A 17,803-nucleotide genomic window follows, 5' to 3' on the forward strand; every position below is an offset into this window, starting at 1 on the left:
ACGCACGCAACACGGACGACGCAGCTACTTCTGTTTCTTCATGAATTCGCGTATTAACGACGCAATCTCGTCTGCATTGACATCAAGTGCGAAGTGTCCCGCGTCAAGAACGTGGACCTCCGCGTTCGGCACGTCCTTGCGATAACGTTCCGGTTCGCCAATATCGAATGACAGATCGTGCTTACCCCATACGACCAGAAGTTTCGGCTGCGTCTTCTGCATCCACCCCTGCCACTTCGGATACGCATCGACGTTGGTGCGGTAGTCATAGAAGAGATCGCTTTGAATCTGCGCCTGCCCCGGCGAATTCAGAAACGCATATTCATCCGTCCAGAGGTCCGGGTCGTAGAGCTCAATCCTCGGATCGTCTCCGACATGGCGCCTCTTCGTGGCTGCAAGCGATAGTAGGTTCTCTCGCAGAGCCGCATCGTGAGCAGGCCGGTCCGTCCAGAATGCCCGGCGTGTCACCCAGTTCGCTCCAAGACCTTCGTTGTGAGCGACGGCGTCCTGCACGATGATGGCCTGCACCCGCTCCGGATGTGCCAGTGTCATGCGAAACCCAACAGGCCCGCCGTAGTCCTGCATATAAAGTGTGTAACGCGACAAGCCCAGCGCTTGCGTAAAGCCGTCCATCACGGAAGCAATGTGGTCGAAGGTGTAATCGAACACCTTCGGATCGGGCCAATCGCTATGTCCAAAGCCTGGATAGTCGGGCGCAACTAAATGATAGTTGTCTGCGAGTCGCGCAAACAGTGGCTGAAACATCCGCGACGACGACGGAAGACCATGCAGTAAAAGAATGGTCGGAGCGTCTTTCGGCCCTGCTTCCCTGTAGAAGATGGAGAGCCCATCGACCTTCACCGTGCGATAAGACACCTGGGCCATTGGTCTCTCCTTTGTCTGAGCTTGCACTGCCGTGTTGAGCATGAGTACGGCTGCGACTGTCGCCATGGTCCGAAGAACTGATTTCATCGTATACATGCTTCCTCCGATTCATCGTTTATCAGGGTGTCACTGGCTTCTTCAACGTCAACCAGATCATCTGTCATCTCGTTCGGAGTTCCAGCGAACAACTGAATCGGCAACGCCAGAGACCTCGGTTACCAACGTCTGCAGAAGCATCTTCGCGTCGGTCTGTCGGGAAAGATTCGCACTCTGCCCAGCCCAAAGTTGCATAAGCTCCGGCTTCGCAGCCTTCTCGGCAAGCGTGACGACGTTCTTCACGAGCGCGCGCTGCAAAGGATAGGGAAGGATATCAACTCCGGGGCGATTGAGCTCTTCGATCAACTGGTTATGTATTCCTCTGGCCAGCCTTCCAGTAAAGCCTCTGGTCAATGTTGTTCTGCGAGCGTCACCACTCAACAGTGCTTTGCGATGATGCATGTTCGCACCGGACTCTTCACTCGCCAGAAAAACTGTACCCATCTGTACGCCCTCAGCGCCAAGAGCGAATGCCGCGACAACTCCCCGAGCATCAGCGATACCTCCTGCAGCAACAACGGGGACGGAAACGGCGTCTGCAACCTGAGGCACAAGCGAGAACGTTCCGGTCAATGAATCCTCGGAAGAACGCAGGAAAGAGCCACGATGACCACCTGCTTCAAAGCCGGAGGCGACGATCACGTTGACTCCCGCCTGCTCAAGAGCGATCGCTTCGTCTGGCGTCGTCACAGTTCCCATCGTAACGATGCCCTGCGCACGGCATTCGTCGAGAATCTCCTTCGGAGGAACTCCGGCGATAAAGCTGAAGACGGGAACCTTCGCATCGAGCAAAACCCGCGCCTGATCTTCGAACTTGATCGGTGCGTAAGGCTTATAAGTTGGAAGCGTGCCGCCCAAAGCTTGAATGTGTCCCGCAATCGGCCTCAAGCTTCGCGCAAATGCTTCGCTACCAGAAGTGAATGCACCCTCATCTTCCATCGAGACCCACAGATTCATAGCGAAAGGTTTGGTGGTGAGCGCACGAATCTCAGCAATTACATCCTTGATCGCTGAAGGGGCCAAGCCGTGCGCGCCGAAGGAGCCGAGGCCACCAAAATTCGAGACAGTCGCCGTCAACTGCTGCGTCGACAAGCCACCCAGCGGCCCTTGAATGATAGGGAATTCAATCCCAAGGCTTGAAGAGACTCGCGTCTTCTTCCATTGCGACGGCGAACTGGTAAGAGCCTGCTCCATCACTAGACCTCAAAAAGCGAAAGGCAGAGGCGTTTAGCCTCTGCCTGAAGTTTTCTACTCTGAAACTTCGAAGATGACATCGAGTTCTACCGGCACACCAAGTGGGAGGCTGGCGATTCCAATTACCTGTCGAACAGACGTCTTGTCTACGCCAAACACATCTCGAAACAGATCCGAAGCCGCATCCGCAACTCTGGGCTGATCGAAGAAATCGCCGGAGGTCGCGATGAACACGCCAAGCCGAACAACGCGGGTCACTCGATCAAGCGATCCCAGGTGTTCCTTAGCTGCAGCAAGTACGTTCAGCGCCGCTGTGTAAGTCGCATCCCGTCCGGCCTCGACGTCGAGTTCCTTCCCAAGCCTGCCGACATACTTCGGCTTGTGATCGACCACCGGGAGCATTCCGCTAAAGAACAGCAGATTGCCCGTCTGCACCGTCTCAACGTAACTCCCTAGCGGTGTAGGCGTGGCCGGAAGCCGAATCCCAAGGTCCAGCAGTCGGCGTTCTGCACTGCCCGGCTGCGAACCTTTACTGCTTACCACTTGCCTGAGTGCGCACCGCCGTCCACATGCAGCACCTCCCCGGTGACGTGACGTGCTTCGGTCAGATAAACAACCGCATCTGCAATGTCCTTCGAGTCGGAGATCGTTCCCATGGGTGAAAGAGTCTTCAGAAAGTCCTTCGGGTTGTTAGTGTGGAGCGGGGTGTCGACGACGCCAGGTGCAACCGCGTTGAAGCGGATGTTGTTTTTCGCATACTCGCTCGCGAGACTCACGGTAATCGCCTCAAGTCCACCCTTGGTGATCATCGGGATCGAAGCCGAAACACCCGCGATGGGGTTCACGACCAACGAGGACGTGATGCTTGTCACGCTGCCGCCGGTGCCCTGCGAGAGCATCTGCTTGACCGCGGCCTGGGTGATGAAGATGAACCCTTCCAGGTTGGTCGCGACGAGACCGCGGAAATCCTCAATGGTGAAATCCGTGAAAGGCTTAGCTGCGAAGATGCCTGCATTGTTGACAACGTGGTCGATGGAGCCAAACTTCTCAATTGCAGTCTTTACGACCTTCTCTGCCGTTGCCGCCTGACCGATGTCCCCGTCAACGAGCGCCAGTTGAGACGACGGCTTAAAGCCCGCCTTAGATACGCTGCGCGATGTTCCAACTACGTTATAGCCGCGGTCCAGAAACGCCTGAACAACCGCTGCTCCGATGCCTTGGGACGCACCGGTTACGATCACTGTCTTTTTGTTTTCCATTATTGCTCCTCACGTATCACAGAGCCCATAAATCGGTCTTATAGATCTGTCTCTGCGCGTTTGACTGTAACCAATAAAACTAAAGTCAAACGTTACATAAGAACAGATTCTCCCAGCCCCTACTAGGATTCACAAACACGCCAATCGGATTTTGCTTTTTTTGTGAAATTAACCGTAAAAAGCTGGATCTTGCTCACAGGCGCAGACTTCGGAGAGGTACTTCAATCGTCAGCGAAACAACCACTCAGCCACGCTCCGTAGGCGCGTGCTCTCAATGCAGTCTAAGCAACATCATCATTGTTTCGCACGCGCTCGGAATGCCGCTACCTTTGACCTGTTGCCGCAGGTCTGAGGGCTACACCATCGTCTCCGGTGAGACTTGGTGCGGTCATAAAACCAGAGCACGCACTGACCGCCTTCGCAGTGACGAACTAGATCAAAGTCTCCATGGGACAACAGTTCCGCTACTGACTCAGCAACGGGTGCCAGATACTGTTCAATCGTTTTCTGGCTGTACACGCGCTCGAACTGAACATCTGTTCGCGACTTCGCGCTGAGCACACAATGGCTGTCTGAGTGTTCAAGAAAGCCGTTCATCTCGTCGAGTGGGAGCGCCTTTTTTGCTTTTCTCGCCTCGACGGCTCTCCGGGCGATCTCTCTTAAACTTCGTGCCTTTCGAAGCAGCACGCCAGCCGGCCATACGGTTGAAGGCAGCGTATCGCGCAATCCCTCCCGGACAATCCATGCAGCAACGTCTTCATCGTTCTGCCAGGTGTCGGTCAGTTCATCCCCAACCATACGAAGGGTATTGATGAAGTTGATGGCTGGATGGTCGCCCGCAAAATCGGCAGGAGAAGCTACGTACGCCGTCTCGGCTGCCCGGGTTTTCATTTGGTTGCCCATTTAACACTGTAACCTTGCTTATATCGTATACAGGTTACACCAATTCCTTCGACATAACCAGCGCTCCGCTGTCTCTAAGCGAAGACACGAGAACCAAGACACGGCTCCATCTGTGGGCGCCTCTCTAAACCTCAGATGACTGCGCGGAAGGCAGTGGCAACGCTCTCACGCGCCACCTTGAGAGCACCGGCAACCGATTCACCTGCGGCTATCGTATGAGCGAGTGCCGATCTCTTCCGTGCTCCCGGATGTTTTACCGCAACAGTCTCAATTCCACCACCGAACAGCGTGTATCTCTCTTCCATCTGATCGAGCGCGGAGTTCAACTCCCCAATGACTGCCTCAGCCTCATCAGCAACGACGATCAGCTCGACGTTAATCTTTTTATAGAGCATCTGAAACACCTCAAGCCCCAATCTTATGCCTATCGGCGTACGATTTCGATGCGCAGCCCTTTATACCGCGTTCGTCTTCAATCTGTGTGCTCTAAGCTTCAACACTATGTTTGAGATATCTCTTATGAGAAAAAGATCAAGAAAGCCAATGACACGTCGAGCGTTCCTATCTTCAGGCGCAGCCATCGCAGCGTCGTCGATGCTTTCGCGTGCCCTATCGGCACAGGCGATCGCTGGCGACTCTGTCGTGTCTGAGTCTAAGCTGGCGGCTGATCCAATGCGCCCACAGTTTCATCTGCTCCCAGCCAGAAACTGGATGAACGATCCAAACGGCCCCATCTACCTCAACGGCCGTTATCACATGTTCTTTCAGTACAACCCTCTCGCTGCAACGTGGGGCGATATGAGTTGGAATCACGCCGTAAGCAACGACATGCTGCACTGGTCCCATCTTCCGATCGCGCTAACCCCAACCCCAGGCACTCCCGATTCCTTCGGATGCTTCTCAGGTTCAGCGCTGCAAGTAGACCAGCGCGTGTACGTCATATACACCGGCACAAAAGAGAGCACTTCCGATCTCGCCACCATTCGCGACGGAAAAGACAACGTTCAGGAGTCGCAATGCCTGGCCTGGTCCGACGATCCCAATCTCGTCATCTGGACCAAAGATCCGCAACCGGTCGTGCCGCTGCCACCCGAAGGCATAAAGATTACAGGCTTCCGCGATCCGTCGGCGTGGAAACAGGGCGAATGGTACTACCTGACAGTCGGCGCGGGTATTGCGAAGGTTGGTGGTTGCGTTCTCCTCTATCGTTCGAAAGATCTCAAGAGCTGGGAGTATCTGCACCAACTCACAAGCGGATCCTGGAATGGAATCCACACGGAAAACCCATGCGACGACGGCGAGATGTGGGAGTGTCCCGAACTCTTCGCGCTCGATGGCGGCCATCTGCTAATCTACTCGACCTTGGGAAAAGTCTTTTGGCAATCTGGCGTACTCGACGAGAGGACCATGAAATTCAGTGCATCGAAGACCGGGTTGCTGGATCTCGATGCGTTCTACGCTCCGAAGACGCAACTCGACGCGCAGGGCCGCAGGATTCTCTGGGGCTGGATTCAGGAGCGTCGACCCGAAGCCGCGATGCGCGAGGCCGGATGGTCGGGAATGATGAGTCTGCCGCGTGTCTTGAACCTCGACAAAGACGGCACCCTTCGAATACAGGTACTGCCACAGACAGCGGCACTCCGCGCAGGCGTTGTCCCGCATCAGGAATCACGCAGTGGAACACAAAAAATTCTACGGAACGCCTCCGGCGAAGTGATCTGCTCCGGGCCTCGGAGCAAGAGCTTCGAGTTTACCTTAAGCACGGGCTCCTCCGAACTGCTTCACGTTCGTTACTTCGCCGAGAGTCACACCTTCGTCGCGGATGGCGAGAACATCGCGCTCGAACCAAACGACGAGCCCACTCTGCACGCGTTCGTGGATGGATCAGTCATTGAGTTGATCGTGAGTGAACGCATTGGTTATACAAAGCGCTTTTATTACACTGGATCGACCGCACCGGACATTCAGGCGCACACAAACGAGAGTGAAGTAAAGATGGATGCGTGGAAGATTGCCCCGATATCGCATAACCGCCTCACAACGCCCGCTCGAAATGGGTAGCGCAAGTATTTGGAGAACACTTTGAACCGTTATCTACTGAAAGCAACGATCGTAGGCGCGCTGGGTGGTCTGCTCTTCGGCTTCGACACTGCCGTTATCGCCGGCACGACGCAACAGCTGTCCGACGTATTTCATCTGACGCCATTCTCTCTTGGCCTCACCGTCTTCATCGGCCTCGTAGGCACCGTGGTCGGTGCGATGGGATCAGGTGTCCTCGGGCAAAAGATCGGCGGCCGCGACGCTCTGCGCATCATGGCGATCCTCTACACCATCTCAGCAGTCGGTTGTGCGTTTGCCTGGAGTTGGGATGTTTTGATGGTGGCACGATTTGTTGGCGGCCTCGGCATCGGCGGTTCGTCGGTGTTAGGTCCCGTCTACATCGCTGAGTTGGCGCCTGCCAAATACCGAGGACGTATGGTCGGAATGTTTCAGATCAATATCGTCATTGGCATCCTGCTGGCGTACCTGTCCAACTACATCATCACCACCCGCAACCTGGGACCACTCCAATGGCGTTGGGAGTTTGGCGTGGCCATCGTCCCGTCCATTCTCTTCCTGATCATGCTCTACGGAATACCACGCAGTTCGCGGTGGCTCGTCACGACCAATCAAACCGACGAGGCGCGTGAAGTGTTGGAGATGATGGGTTCACCCAACTCCAAAGCCGAGCTGCAGGAGATCATCGATTCCATTCACCTCGAGCGAGGTGCAAAGCAGGAGCCTCTCTTCAATGGCCGCTACAACAAGCCGATCTTTCTTGCCATCTCTGTCGGTCTCTTCAATCAACTCTCCGGCATCAACGCAATCCTCTACTACTCGAACTACATCTTCGCCTCCGCCGGCTTCAGCTCAAACTCCGCCGCTCTTCAAACCGTCGGCGTAGGCCTCGTCAACCTGCTTGCTACATTCCTGGGCATGAGCCTGATCGACAAACTCGGCCGAAAGACACTTCTGCTGATCGGCGCAATTGGAATGACCGTCGCGCTATCAGGCGTCGCCGCCGTCTTCTACACCCACGCGCATCAGGGTCTATTGGTCTGGCTGCTCGTGCTCTTCATCATCTTCTTCGCGATCTCGCAGGGATCGGTCATCTGGGTATACATCGCAGAGGTGTTCCCATCCCGCGTGCGATCCAAAGGCCAGAGCCTCGGATCGTCGTCGCACTGGATTATGAACGCACTGATCGCCGGAGCCTTCCCTCTGGTTGCCGCGAGGTCGCAGGCTGCCCCCTTCGTCTTCTTCGCCGCGATGATGCTCCTGCAGTTCTTCATCGTTCTCACGGCCTACCCCGAGACAAAAGGAAGCACCCTGGAGGCGATTCAGTCGAATCTAGGCATTCACTAGAGCAGCACCATAGCTGATGAAGAGTTGCAGTTGCTCCTTTGTTTGTCATTCCCGAAGGGAATCTGCGTTTGCCGTCAGCACCATAAAGGGAAGAGCCAAGAGGGCACAGCCGATCGGGGGAGGATCCTGGCCGCTAACAGGTTACGATTCCCAAAATGGAAGGTCCTCAAAATAAATCCAGAATCCGTAGCACATTTTTCAGCTTCAAAAAAGCGTCCGTCAACGAACCACGTTTACCACGCATTCCACCACAAATTCACCATCGAAATACCACAATATGTCACCTCGTTTTTCGAAAAACCCCTATAAACATGCACTTTCGCCATCATCCGTACCAGCAAATAAAATCCGGCAAAAAAGACGACTAAAACCGCCTTGGTCACTTGGAACAGAGGAGAGTGATTACAGATTTTGATTGAGAAGTGCGGAGAGATTTCCTTTATAGGCAGCAAGCTTGGCCTCGGCAGCGTGGCGGTCAATAGAGAGCTTTTGCATAACAATGGCGGTTTTGATAGTGCCGCCTTCGCTGAGAAGCCTTGCGGCGGCGGCTTGATCAACGCCGGTCGCTGCGGCGATGATGCGTTCGGCTCGGTCGACCAGCTTCGCGTTGGTCGTCTGCATGTTCACCATGAGGTTGCCGTAGACCGCGCCAGTCTTGATCATAACGCCGGTAGAGATCATGTTGAGGACGAGCTTGGTTGCGGTTCCGGCCTTCATGCGCGTGCTCCCTGTAAGGATCTCCGGACCGGTGATGGGAGCGATAGAGATGTCAGCGGCCCCGGCCATCTGCGAGTCGGGAACGCAGGTGAGCGCGATCGTGAGGGCGTCGAACTTGCGCGCATACGCGAGCGCCCCGAGGACGTAGGGAGTGCGGCCACTCGCGGCGATGCCGATGAGTGTGTCTTGTTCGTTGCCGTTTTGTGCGAAGCCTGCGGCTGCGAGGTCGGCTGCGCCTTGCTCGGGTGAGTCTTCAGATTGCTCGCTGGACTTGCGGAGTGCGGTGTCGCCGCCGGCGATGATGGCGTGGAAGAAGTCTGCGGGGACGGAGAATGTTGGTGGGCACTCACTGGCGTCGAGGACGCCCAGGCGTCCGCTGGTGCCTGCTCCGATGTAGAAGAGACGGCCACCGTTGTTGAAGCGCTGGGCAATGGCGTCGATGGCTTTGGCGATGTCGGGGAGGACGATGGTTACTGCAGCGGCCACTTTCGCGTCCTCATCGTTGATGAGGCGGAGCATGTCGAGTGTAGGGAGTTGGTCGATGTGTTCGGTGCGTGAGTTGCGGGCTTCGGTGGTGAGGGCAGCGAGGTTCATGGGTGATTCCATGATGGGGTATGCCACGTAATGAGGCAATGGATGGTTGAAGTCGTGAGGAAGATGCCAGATTGAAGACACTATTCCTAAGACTTTTGGGTTGATTTGTGGAGTACGTTTCACTCCGCGAATGCGACCCCTTTGCGATGAGTCTGCAAAAGGATGGGCGTCGTGGTATCTAGCTGAATTTGCTTGCTCTGACTGCGTTTTCGCGCGTAATGACTCAGAGCTGAAACTTTCAAAAAATTTAAAAATGTGCTAGCGTACGGGGCATGCTCCCCGCCTTTACTGATTTTCGCGACCCTAACTCGCTTGCATCCCGGATGCGAGCACGACGGAATCGGTGGTTCCGATCCCGGATTGAAAGTCTACCCCGCCCTATGACGATCCTTGATGTTGGTGGTACCCCAGCGGTTTGGGAGATCATTAACTTCGCGGATCAACCGGACATTCAGATCACGTTGTTGAATGTTTCGGAGTTCAAGACTTCACACACCAACATAACCAGCGTTGTGGGAGATGCGAGAGATCTTCACCAATATGCCGATAATCAGTTCGATGTGGTGTATTCGAACTCGTGTATCGAGCATGTTGGAGGTATTGAGGATATGCGGCGCATGGCGAACGAGATGCGGCGGGTCGGCAAACGATATTTTCTGCAGACGCCGAATCGCAACTTCCCGGTCGAGCCGCACTTCGTGTTTCCGATGTTTCAGTTCCTGCCGCTTCCAGTGCAGGTTTTTCTCGTGCAACACTTCAGTTTGGGCTGGTTCCGCAAGACGCCGGACCGTGAGAAGGCAGAGAAAGAAGTTCGAAGCATTCAACTCATCTCAAAAAAAGATGTTCAGATGCTCTTTCCTGATGCGAATTTTGGGGAAGAGAAGTTTGCCGGACTCACCAAGTCCCTGCTCGCGTACACGGTTTAGTTACTCTCTTCGGCCAGATCTCACCTGTAGCTCTGCGTGATGTTTTACTTCTGCCGGCCCCTAAAAAGAGATAGATTGTGCACCCGTTTTACGGGATCGCGAGACTGCGTGCCGTTTGGTTTGGGTCGGCGTAGAATGCTGACGGAATCGAAGGAGGGCGGTATGCGGAGGCGTGTGTCTGCAGTTTTTGTTGCGTTGGGTCTGCTGGTCGTGATGGGTGCGTTTGCGAAGGACGCAATCGGAAAGAACAAAAACGACAAGAATCTACCGCTTTACATCCTCAATGCGCACACGGTTTCGGTGATGATTGATCCGAGCGCGGGGATGTCGGTGGACGATCCGCGTGCGAACGAGGTGGCGCGAAAGGATGTGGAGACGGCTCTGCAGAACTGGGGACGGTTCATGCCTGTGATCTATCCAAATGCCGATCTGGTAATTGTGATTCGCAAAGGGCACGCGAAGATGGTCGACGATACGATCGTCGGGCCGCCACCGAGTAATCGGCCAGGCGTGATCATTCCGACGAACAGCGGCATGTCGGTTGGGGCGCAGCATGGCACGCAAACGGGTGGAATGGGGTCTGGCGTCCCCGATGCGACCTCTCAAGGGTCTTCTCCACATACGCAGATGGAGGTTGGAGCGGTGGAGGATTCGTTTCTTGTCTACGACGGTACGAGAAAGGATCCAATAGACAGCCCGCCTGGGTGGAGATACACCGCGAAGGATGGCCTGCGTTCCCATGGTGTTCCGGCAGTGGACGAGTTCCGGAAGGCCGTAGCGGCGGCGGATAAGGCCGCGGCTGCGAAGAATCCGTAACTGCTTGATCTTTCAGGCCCATAATGGCTAAGAAAGCTGCGGTGACGTGGGCGCAGGTGTGGGTTTCTGCGTTCTTCTGCACCTGGTGAAAGGCTTTCGAGAGATCCGGGGCTGAATTGGGTTCGAATGCAGCGTTTTGCGGTTTGGAGCCGTAAAATAGAAGAGATAACGCAAAACGCAAAGGACGATTGAGGCAGATGGTTATGGGAACGCAAGAGGTTTTGGCAGGACAGGTTGAAGCAGCGGCGAAGGCTGCTGGGCTGGTTGTAGTTTCGAGTTCGGTAGGACAGGATTTTTCGGGCAATCCGACGACGCGTTTCATGCTCGCGCTGGTTGCCGATAAGACGAAGACTCAGGTGTTGGAGCTGAGCGACAAGTTCGATTTTAGCCGCGCGGATATGTTGGCCGAGGTTGGTACTTATCTCGCAGAGACGGCGAAGCGGCTGAAGAATCCGAACCAGGACTACTACCTGACGCTGCATGGACTGCCGCTGAGCTTTGAGAAGTTTGCATGGCCGTTCCATGAGTCAACCTCGGGCGCGGATACGTTCCTGGTGCATGGCGAGGTTCATCTGCAGGATGGCGAGGGAAGCCCGCTGCATGCGAAGGTAGCGGCGTCGATGACGGTGACGTTTGCGGAGATCGTGAAGGCTCCGGAGCAGCCGTTTTCGGAAGGGTTCATCTATAACGCTGTGCGGAAGACGATGGATCAGGGACAGCTTGAACTGGTGAAGAGCGGTAATCGGCAGCCGGTTCCGGTGACGACGCGCTTCTATAGCCCGTGGAAGAAGCGGTTCAACTTCAACGACACGACCGAAGGACAGCGACAGGAGTATCTGGCGGCGAAGGTGTTCTGGCTGTCGGGTGTACTGGGTGGCAAGCAGCCGGTGTGGTTGCTGGATCCGCGGGATGCGCAGTATCTGAACTCGACCGTGGAGGAGTTGAAGAAGACGGTGGCGGCGTTGGCTGGCGAGGGGATTATTCACCTGGCGGCGGATACCGAGTATGCCACGCCGACGGAGGCTCTGATGGGGCACCGTTCGCAGTATGCGGCTGAACTAGCGCATGCATTGGCGTTCATCAAACCGACGTTCAACGAAGAGATGCGCGGCGGCCATACGAATATGTAGTTTCTTCGGGATTGCTGGGGTTATTGGCTTGATTTGCCAGCAATTTCGGGGTTGTGATACTGTCCCTCTGGCCTTCAGGTGCAGTTTGACCTGAAGCGAATGAGGAAACACCACAATGAAGAAACTAATTCGAATTGCAACACCACTGATGGCAGTGGCATTGATGAGCGGTGCGCCATTTTTTGCGCACGCGCAGCAGATGACAGAGACACAAACCAAGGCGCAGGAGTGGAACACGCCACCGGCTGGAACTCCTGAGGCGCAGCAGGGCTATCGGGATGGAATCCAGGCGGCCCAGATGGATAAGGCAGCGAAACGGAAGATCGACGCGAAGTCGTCTCACCTGTATCAGCATCCTCCGGTGAAGGGCGCGGCTCGCGATGAGTATCGCACGAGCTTTACCGCTGGGTATGACGCTCAAGTGAAACATAGCTCAGGCGAATAAGTTGGTGCGACAATCTGGTGAGAAGCCAGATGGTCGAGAGACAAAAGGGTTCCCGAACGGGAGCCCTTTTCTTTCTGTGGCTGATTCAAAATTCGTGTGGGCAGACAGGGGTCCTTCACTGCGTTCAGGATGACGACGTTGATGGTGGGTGCGGCAATAGTAGAGATGGCGGAAGTAGAGCGCCATCTCTCTTTGCCGTTTGCTGAGGCTAGAGTGCAGGCTGGGTTGAGAGTGAGGTGTGAGTGATTGCGGCCCCGCAGTGGGTGCAGTAGGCTGCTGCGGATTCGACGGGGCTGTTGCAGGCGGGGCAGTGCGTGACCGCGAATGCAGCGGGTGAAGCGTACGGGCTGGCAGTGCCGAGGATCTGGTTGGAGATGTAGATGGCCTGGGCGGCATTGTACTGGCGGACGCGGCCAGGCATGAAGAAACATTCGAACCAGGCGATGACCATGGGGATACCAGTCCACGAAAGCAGAAGATAGATGACGCCGGCGGTGTTGCGGCGCAGATAGAAGTGATGGATGCCGATGCCGCCGAGGAAGAGCGCGAGGAGGACACCGATGGTCTCGTCTTTGCTGGCGCGCTTGTATTCGGCGTAGAACCAGGCACGCTGATGCTCGTTCATGTTTGCGGTGTAGATAGAGTCGGTGGTCTGCATGTTCGTTCCCCTCAAAGATGACAAAGAGATGTACGCGGGGCGAGGAAGCCAGGTTCCCCGGTGCTTGGCCGAGTGGCAGTTACCAAGTAGTCTACGACTCGAATGGTCGCAATCTACAGGGGTTTTTAGTGGGTGTAGTGTTTCGACAATCGCGTTGCCTGAGGCAACGGAGTGACGCGATGGCGAGTCAGATTATCAAGAAAGCAGGAGGTAGGTATGCAGCCGGTTCACAATGGACAATGCGGACTATGTAATCACTTTGGCGAGCACCATGCGAAGAGTTCGGTGCTGGTCACGATTCTTACGAGCAAAAAGGCCGATGCAGACCTCCTGGATGAGTGCGGACATCCGAAGCATGCGGCGCTGCACCTGAAAGTGTCGCCAATCAGTGGATGCGACGGGTTTGTGCCGGCGGCGCAGGCTTAGGAATTTGGAACGATAATGTCCTGCCGGACGGCCCTCCTGCGCGGAGGGCCGTGACTTCGTGACTTATATACCTGTGGGGCAGGATGATCAGTATGGCATCCCGTTGGTCGGCGGTTACATTGCCTTCTTCGGGGGGGCTCCTGCTTTGTTTAGCGGCGATTCATGCCTAGCAGACTGAGGAAGAAGCTACCGAAGATGGCTTCAACGCCCAGCATGAAGCAGGTCGCCGACGGTAGCGTGAGGCGAAGCATCCGTTGCGGGGAGAGATCGCCGAATCCGGCTCCGTGCCAGATGTTGACGGCATAGCCAAGGATTCCGAGACCGACCAGAAGGAGAATGCAGCCGAAGATCAGGCCAACTTCGAGATTGATGTAGTTGAAGATGCGTTCGAACTTTGGGTTGGGCGGCAGGAAGCCCTCCTGCGTGCCGAAGACGCGGGCACTGACGGCGAAGACTGAAATGTGGGCTCCGATGAGGACCAGCCCGAGGGAGTAGGTCAGAGTGTCGACGTCGAAGGTCCAGCGCCCAACTGTCTGTGGGCCTGGCAAGAGCCAGAGCGAGAGAAGGGCACCCACGAAAAAAGTGATGATGCCGGGATAGAGGAAGAGCCAGCGAGGGCTGAAGAGAAGAAGGAAGCGGAGATGACGCCATCCGTCACGCCAGGTGCGGAGGTGCGGGGCGCGGCTGCGACCGTCGGGTGAGAGGGTGGTGGGGACTTCGGCGAGGCGGAGGTTTGCGAGGGAGGATTTGACGACCATCTCGCTGGCAAACTCCATGCCGGTGGTGCGGAGGTTGAGGCCTAGCATGGCGTCGCGTCGGAAGGCGCGGATGCCGCAGTGAAAGTCGCGAGCTGGAATTTTGAAGAAGATGCGGCCGATGGCGCTGAGGACTGGGTTGCCGAGGTAGCGGTGGAGCGGAGGCATCGCTCCGGGTTTGATCTCCCCGCTGAAGCGATTGCCCATGACGAGGTCATTGCCTTCTTCGAGTTTGGCGAGAAAGCGGGGAAGTTGGCCGAAGTCATAGCTGGCGTCGGCGTCGGCCATGAGGACGTATTTGCCGTGGGCGGCCTCGATGCCTGCCATGAGCGCTGCGCCGTAGCCTCGAACGGGGACGGGAACGACGCGAGCACCTTCGTCGGTGGCGATCTCTTGCGAGCCGTCGGTGCTGCCGTTGTCGGCGACGACGACCTCGCCGGAGATGTTGTTGTCGCGGAGGGCTGCGACGGCTTGGCGGACGCAGAAGGCGAGCGTTTCTGCTTCGTTAAGGCACGGCATAAGGATGGTTACGGCCAACTCGCTCATTGTTTGCATGTTACCAAAGTGCTTTTAGTCGTTCGACGTACGGGAAACCGGGTTTTCAGTTCGATTTGAGGGGTCTCATATCCGAGGTAAACGAGGGTCGGGTATCGGGAAGATTCAGAGGAAAGACGTAGAAGGGAGTCCGGCCGAGTTGATACCAACCAAAGGGGATTAGCGCTGCGGTGAGGTCGGTGGCGAAGTAGCCAACGATGGCTTTGGCACCCTGTTGGCGGACGATCTCGACGGCCTGATCGCGGTTGGGCATCGCGATGAAGGATGGGTAGAGGGGGGCTGTCGGCTCGTAGATCTCGGTGGTGATTCGGACGCCCGCGAGACGCGCCCAGTATTGGTCGTAGACGCATGCGGTAGTTCCTATGCAGGCGATGGTGTCGCCAGGGACAACGCCAAGTTCGTTGAGGGCGTGAGCCGCGCTGAAGATGTCGCTGTCATACCAGCCGGTGGTCGAATGTGCCTTGACGAGAGTGCGACGTAGCTCGGCGACCTGTCGCAACGACTCTCCCAGGGGGAGAAGAGCCAGCAGCAAAACGGCAGCAGAGGCAGCGGCGGGTGTTGCGAACTTATCCGAAGAGAGACGGAGGCGCAGCATGGCGAAGAGAGAGAGGACGATCAGGATTATGCCGATGGTGATGTAGCGGTCCTCAATGTGCACTAAGCCGTAGATGCCGATGATCGAGAGTCCGAGCAGAGCGGGAGCTAGCCAGAAGTTGTTCTCAGAGGCACGCCATTGTGGATTGAGTTGTGTGCCGAGGAGGAGTAATACGGCGAACAGGATCCAGGGTTCGGGATTGTTTGTGAGGTAGCGAAGGAGGCGCATCGCGCAGTCGCCGATGACTGCAATCTGCAGGTGGAGATTCATGTGCGTCTTGAGGTGATCATTCCAATACGACGGATCGAACCAGTCGGGATAGGTGCCGTAAGGAAGGCGTTTGTAACTGAAGATGGGCGGCGACTGGAGGAGCTGATCTTCAGGGTGGAGCAGATTAACTTCTGCGGAGCCGTTGCGTGAGGCGGCGTTGGGTTCGAGGTGCATTCTTTTGGTGCCGCTGACGAGCCATGCGTAGTTGAGATTGCCGGAGTCGCCAAAGTCGAAGCGGCCCTTTTGGAGGGACAGCGCAGTGATGTATGGGCCTGCGACTACGAAGAAGCAGACAATAGCCAGAAAAGCTGCTGTTGCAATGCGGGTAGGAGTGTGTCGCTGCCGGAAGAACTGGAAAGCAACGAGTGCGGCGATACAAAGGAGGGTGAAGACGAATGCAAAAGATTTGGTGAGATAGCCAAGACCGAGTGCGAGGCCCATGAGTCCGGCGTATCGCAGGTGGTTGGTGGTGAGGTGCTTCAGCAGAGCGGCGACGGCGAAGAGAAGGAGCGCCTGGAGGAGGGCGTCGGGATGGATCTTGCCCATGCTGAGTTCGCGTTGGCTGGAGACGATGAGGAGGGCGATGCCGAGATAGCGGAGGCAGTAACGGTCCAATAGAAAAGATGCTGCGCTCGGCTGGGTCACGCTTTCGCGGATGTCGCGGAGTTGAATGAGGGCATCGGTGAAGACGACGACGGCGAGCATCTCGAGGAGAAAAATGCCGAAGTTGACGATATAGTATGCGCTGAGTTCGGTGTAACGGGTGGCGTGAAAGAGATCGTGGCCGAGAGCGAGCAAGGATGGGTAGAGCGGGTTCCAGTAGCCGTTGACGACGGCCGCCCAGTGGTGCGAGCGAATGAGATCGCCGATGTCCATGTAGGCGACACCGTCTCCGTCGATGTGGTAGGGATCGTACCGGGCGTAGCCGGAGGTGACGAGTGCGGCAAGGAGGCAGTATGCGGGCCAGAGGCGTCGCATCCAATTACTTATGGTGCCGAACGGCTTTTCAGCTGCGGGATTTTGAGAGGACATATTTGCGCAGAGACATTGCAGGTAGCTCGATGAGGTAACGGGTGAGCAGGCAGAGAACGATGGTCGCAGCAAGTACGGCTACGATACGAACGATGTAGTTGGCGTAGTCTCCGGGTTGGAGTTGGCCACGAAGATGGTCATAGAGCATCAGAACGTACATGTGAGTCATGTACATTGCATAACTTATCAGGCCGAAGAATGTAAGCAGCGGAGACCTGAGCCAGGAGATGCTGCCGCGCCCTGTATGGGTGATGAGGAAGGCGATGATCGAGCCACTCAGGAGAGTGATACCGGTCTGGCGGAATGCTGCCAGAAAGGCGATGGTCCGGGCCTGTTGGGCGGGAAGAAGCCACATCAGGAAGAGAAAAATACCAGCGAAAAAGGCGAGTGCGATGGCACCGTTCTCCGTGGCGGAATTTTGCCGGGATCGATCTCGCTGGTAGAGCCAGCAGGCGAGCACCGCACCGAAGGCCAGGGCGTCGCAGCGAAAGAACGTCAGCCTGAAGTTGTAGTGGCCGAATGCGGCAGCAACGAATCGAAGTAAGACCGCGGTTAGTCCGATGCCTAATGCCCAGTGGCGAAGTTCGGCGACAGAACGCCGACGGACAACGGTGGGCCAGATGAGATAAAACTGCTCCTCGATGGCGAGAGTCCAAAAAGGACCGGCTGTTCCGACGTGAAAGAGCCATGCGAAGTTCGATAGGAATAGCGCACAGAGGATGACGTAGCCTCTGGAGCCGGGCATAAAGAATAGAACTCCGAGCATACAAAGAATATAGAGCGGAAGGATGCGAAGGGCGCGCTTCCAATAGAAGTCATGGTAATACGCGAGGGATTCGCGAGCGGGGAGGAGGAGCGAGGTGATGAGAAAACCCGAAAGGACAAAGAAGAGATCGACGCCTGAGTCTCCCATGCTCGAGATCGTCCAAAGAAAGTGGACGGGTTGATTCCATCCGACTGGAGATAAGGAGGCGAAGCAGACGTGGTGAAAGAAGACCATGAGGGCTGCGATGCCGCGTACGCCGTCAAGTTCGCGGATATGCTGCAGATGCGATGACGTTGACGTTGCAGGCTTGTCGATCATCAGCGGTTGCGCAGACAAGGTCATAGGATCAGTGTACTTGCGATCGGATGCGATGATA

18 protein-coding genes are annotated in these 17,803 nt (G+C 56.1%); 7 read left to right on the forward strand and 11 right to left on the reverse strand.

Annotated features, from left to right (window positions below):
• Window positions 1-24 precede the first annotated feature (24 nt).
• The 6 genes from RBB82_RS11525 to RBB82_RS11550 all read right to left on the reverse strand — a co-directional run bounded on the left by RBB82_RS11525 (window position 25) and on the right by RBB82_RS11550 (window position 4,732).
• Window positions 25-972: an alpha/beta fold hydrolase gene (locus tag RBB82_RS11525; RefSeq protein ID WP_433975276.1), complete on the reverse strand. Its 948-nt coding sequence runs from the start codon at window positions 970-972 to the stop codon at window positions 25-27.
• 66 nt (window positions 973-1,038) lie between these two features.
• Window positions 1,039-2,175: an NAD(P)H-dependent flavin oxidoreductase gene (locus RBB82_RS11530; protein ID WP_433975277.1), complete on the reverse strand. Its 1,137-nt coding sequence runs from the start codon at window positions 2,173-2,175 to the stop codon at window positions 1,039-1,041.
• Window positions 2,176-2,229: 54 nt separating this feature from the next.
• On the reverse strand, window positions 2,230-2,718 hold the full coding sequence (locus RBB82_RS11535) for a RidA family protein (RefSeq protein ID WP_433975278.1): 489 nt from the start codon (window positions 2,716-2,718) through the stop codon (window positions 2,230-2,232).
• Window positions 2,712-3,434, reverse strand: coding sequence for an SDR family NAD(P)-dependent oxidoreductase (locus RBB82_RS11540; protein WP_433975279.1), 723 nt, complete (start codon window positions 3,432-3,434; stop codon window positions 2,712-2,714). Before RBB82_RS11540 ends, RBB82_RS11535 begins: the two co-directional genes overlap by 7 nt.
• Before the next feature lie 294 nt (window positions 3,435-3,728).
• The gene (locus RBB82_RS11545) at window positions 3,729-4,325 is read right to left on the reverse strand and encodes a CGNR zinc finger domain-containing protein (protein WP_433975280.1); all 597 of its coding nucleotides are present in this window, start codon (window positions 4,323-4,325) and stop codon (window positions 3,729-3,731) included.
• 143 nt (window positions 4,326-4,468) lie between these two features.
• On the reverse strand, window positions 4,469-4,732 hold the full coding sequence (locus RBB82_RS11550; protein ID WP_433975281.1) for a hypothetical protein: 264 nt from the start codon (window positions 4,730-4,732) through the stop codon (window positions 4,469-4,471).
• 148 nt (window positions 4,733-4,880) lie between these two features.
• Here RBB82_RS11550 and RBB82_RS11555 point away from each other — a divergent pair, with 148 nt between their 5' ends.
• Window positions 4,881-6,398 carry a glycoside hydrolase family 32 protein gene (locus RBB82_RS11555; RefSeq protein WP_433975282.1) on the forward strand — a complete coding sequence of 506 codons (1,518 nt, stop codon included), beginning with the start codon at window positions 4,881-4,883 and terminating at the stop codon, window positions 6,396-6,398.
• 21 nt (window positions 6,399-6,419) lie between these two features.
• Window positions 6,420-7,742: a sugar porter family MFS transporter gene (locus RBB82_RS11560; protein ID WP_433975283.1), complete on the forward strand. Its 1,323-nt coding sequence runs from the start codon at window positions 6,420-6,422 to the stop codon at window positions 7,740-7,742.
• Window positions 7,743-8,144: 402 nt separating this feature from the next.
• Here the strand turns inward: RBB82_RS11560 and murQ are convergent, their stop codons facing one another.
• Window positions 8,145-9,053, reverse strand: a complete 909-nt coding sequence (gene murQ / locus RBB82_RS11565) for an N-acetylmuramic acid 6-phosphate etherase (protein WP_433975284.1) — start codon at window positions 9,051-9,053, stop codon at window positions 8,145-8,147.
• 380 nt (window positions 9,054-9,433) lie between these two features.
• On the opposite strand from murQ, the gene RBB82_RS11570 reads away from it, so the two are divergent.
• The 4 genes from RBB82_RS11570 to RBB82_RS11585 all read left to right on the forward strand — a co-directional run bounded on the left by RBB82_RS11570 (window position 9,434) and on the right by RBB82_RS11585 (window position 12,370).
• Window positions 9,434-9,979: a class I SAM-dependent methyltransferase gene (locus tag RBB82_RS11570; RefSeq protein ID WP_433975285.1), complete on the forward strand. Its 546-nt coding sequence runs from the start codon at window positions 9,434-9,436 to the stop codon at window positions 9,977-9,979.
• A 162-nt stretch (window positions 9,980-10,141) separates the two neighbouring features.
• Window positions 10,142-10,795 (forward strand): hypothetical protein, encoded by a 654-nt coding sequence (locus RBB82_RS11575; protein ID WP_433975286.1) that lies wholly within the window; start codon window positions 10,142-10,144, stop codon window positions 10,793-10,795.
• Between the two features lie 203 nt (window positions 10,796-10,998).
• Window positions 10,999-11,925 (forward strand): hypothetical protein, encoded by a 927-nt coding sequence (locus tag RBB82_RS11580; RefSeq protein WP_433975287.1) that lies wholly within the window; start codon window positions 10,999-11,001, stop codon window positions 11,923-11,925.
• Window positions 11,926-12,040: 115 nt separating this feature from the next.
• Window positions 12,041-12,370 (forward strand): hypothetical protein, encoded by a 330-nt coding sequence (locus tag RBB82_RS11585; protein WP_433975288.1) that lies wholly within the window; start codon window positions 12,041-12,043, stop codon window positions 12,368-12,370.
• A 208-nt stretch (window positions 12,371-12,578) separates the two neighbouring features.
• Here RBB82_RS11585 and RBB82_RS11590 read toward each other — a convergent pair whose 3' ends face one another.
• The gene (locus tag RBB82_RS11590) at window positions 12,579-13,028 is read right to left on the reverse strand and encodes an NINE protein (RefSeq protein ID WP_433975289.1); all 450 of its coding nucleotides are present in this window, start codon (window positions 13,026-13,028) and stop codon (window positions 12,579-12,581) included.
• A gap of 216 nt (window positions 13,029-13,244) precedes the next feature.
• On the opposite strand from RBB82_RS11590, the gene RBB82_RS11595 reads away from it, so the two are divergent.
• A complete protein-coding gene (locus RBB82_RS11595) occupies window positions 13,245-13,454 on the forward strand; it encodes a hypothetical protein (RefSeq protein WP_260735441.1) in 210 nt (69 codons plus the stop codon).
• A gap of 149 nt (window positions 13,455-13,603) precedes the next feature.
• On the opposite strand, the gene RBB82_RS11600 is transcribed toward RBB82_RS11595, so the two are convergent.
• Genes RBB82_RS11600 through RBB82_RS11610 form a run of 3 tightly spaced genes read right to left on the reverse strand, consistent with a single transcriptional unit; the run spans window position 13,604 to window position 17,769 of the window.
• Window positions 13,604-14,764, reverse strand: a complete 1,161-nt coding sequence (locus tag RBB82_RS11600) for a glycosyltransferase family 2 protein (protein WP_433975290.1) — start codon at window positions 14,762-14,764, stop codon at window positions 13,604-13,606.
• Window positions 14,765-14,810: 46 nt separating this feature from the next.
• Window positions 14,811-16,607, reverse strand: coding sequence for a glycosyltransferase family 39 protein (locus RBB82_RS11605; protein ID WP_433975291.1), 1,797 nt, complete (start codon window positions 16,605-16,607; stop codon window positions 14,811-14,813).
• Between the two features lie 28 nt (window positions 16,608-16,635).
• On the reverse strand, window positions 16,636-17,769 hold the full coding sequence (locus RBB82_RS11610) for an acyltransferase family protein (protein WP_433975292.1): 1,134 nt from the start codon (window positions 17,767-17,769) through the stop codon (window positions 16,636-16,638).
• Window positions 17,770-17,803: the final 34 nt, after the last annotated feature.

Origin of the sequence: Tunturiibacter lichenicola (assembly GCF_051013355.1) — a bacterium.
Lineage (GTDB): Bacteria > Acidobacteriota > Terriglobia > Terriglobales > Acidobacteriaceae > Edaphobacter > Edaphobacter lichenicola_F.

Bases quoted from the DNA above. Each gene is read 5' to 3' on its own strand.
- RBB82_RS11580 (WP_433975287.1), top strand. From the start codon at position 10,999: ATGGGAACGCAAGAGGTTTTGGCAGGACAGGTTGAAGCAGCGGCGAAG.
- RBB82_RS11590 (WP_433975289.1), bottom strand. From the start codon at position 13,028: ATGCAGACCACCGACTCTATCTACACCGCAAACATGAACGAGCATCAG.
- RBB82_RS11525 (WP_433975276.1), bottom strand. From the start codon at position 972: ATGAAATCAGTTCTTCGGACCATGGCGACAGTCGCAGCCGTACTCATG.
- RBB82_RS11585 (WP_433975288.1), top strand. From the start codon at position 12,041: ATGAAGAAACTAATTCGAATTGCAACACCACTGATGGCAGTGGCATTG.
- RBB82_RS11610 (WP_433975292.1), bottom strand. From the start codon at position 17,769: ATGACCTTGTCTGCGCAACCGCTGATGATCGACAAGCCTGCAACGTCA.
- RBB82_RS11570 (WP_433975285.1), top strand. From the start codon at position 9,434: ATGACGATCCTTGATGTTGGTGGTACCCCAGCGGTTTGGGAGATCATT.
- RBB82_RS11530 (WP_433975277.1), bottom strand. From the start codon at position 2,175: ATGGAGCAGGCTCTTACCAGTTCGCCGTCGCAATGGAAGAAGACGCGA.
- RBB82_RS11595 (WP_260735441.1), top strand. From the start codon at position 13,245: ATGCAGCCGGTTCACAATGGACAATGCGGACTATGTAATCACTTTGGC.
- RBB82_RS11575 (WP_433975286.1), top strand. From the start codon at position 10,142: ATGCGGAGGCGTGTGTCTGCAGTTTTTGTTGCGTTGGGTCTGCTGGTC.
- RBB82_RS11605 (WP_433975291.1), bottom strand. From the start codon at position 16,607: ATGCGACGCCTCTGGCCCGCATACTGCCTCCTTGCCGCACTCGTCACC.
- RBB82_RS11555 (WP_433975282.1), top strand. From the start codon at position 4,881: ATGACACGTCGAGCGTTCCTATCTTCAGGCGCAGCCATCGCAGCGTCG.
- murQ (WP_433975284.1), bottom strand. From the start codon at position 9,053: ATGAACCTCGCTGCCCTCACCACCGAAGCCCGCAACTCACGCACCGAA.
- RBB82_RS11550 (WP_433975281.1), bottom strand. From the start codon at position 4,732: ATGCTCTATAAAAAGATTAACGTCGAGCTGATCGTCGTTGCTGATGAG.
- RBB82_RS11600 (WP_433975290.1), bottom strand. From the start codon at position 14,764: ATGCAAACAATGAGCGAGTTGGCCGTAACCATCCTTATGCCGTGCCTT.
- RBB82_RS11540 (WP_433975279.1), bottom strand. From the start codon at position 3,434: ATGGAAAACAAAAAGACAGTGATCGTAACCGGTGCGTCCCAAGGCATC.
- RBB82_RS11545 (WP_433975280.1), bottom strand. From the start codon at position 4,325: ATGAAAACCCGGGCAGCCGAGACGGCGTACGTAGCTTCTCCTGCCGAT.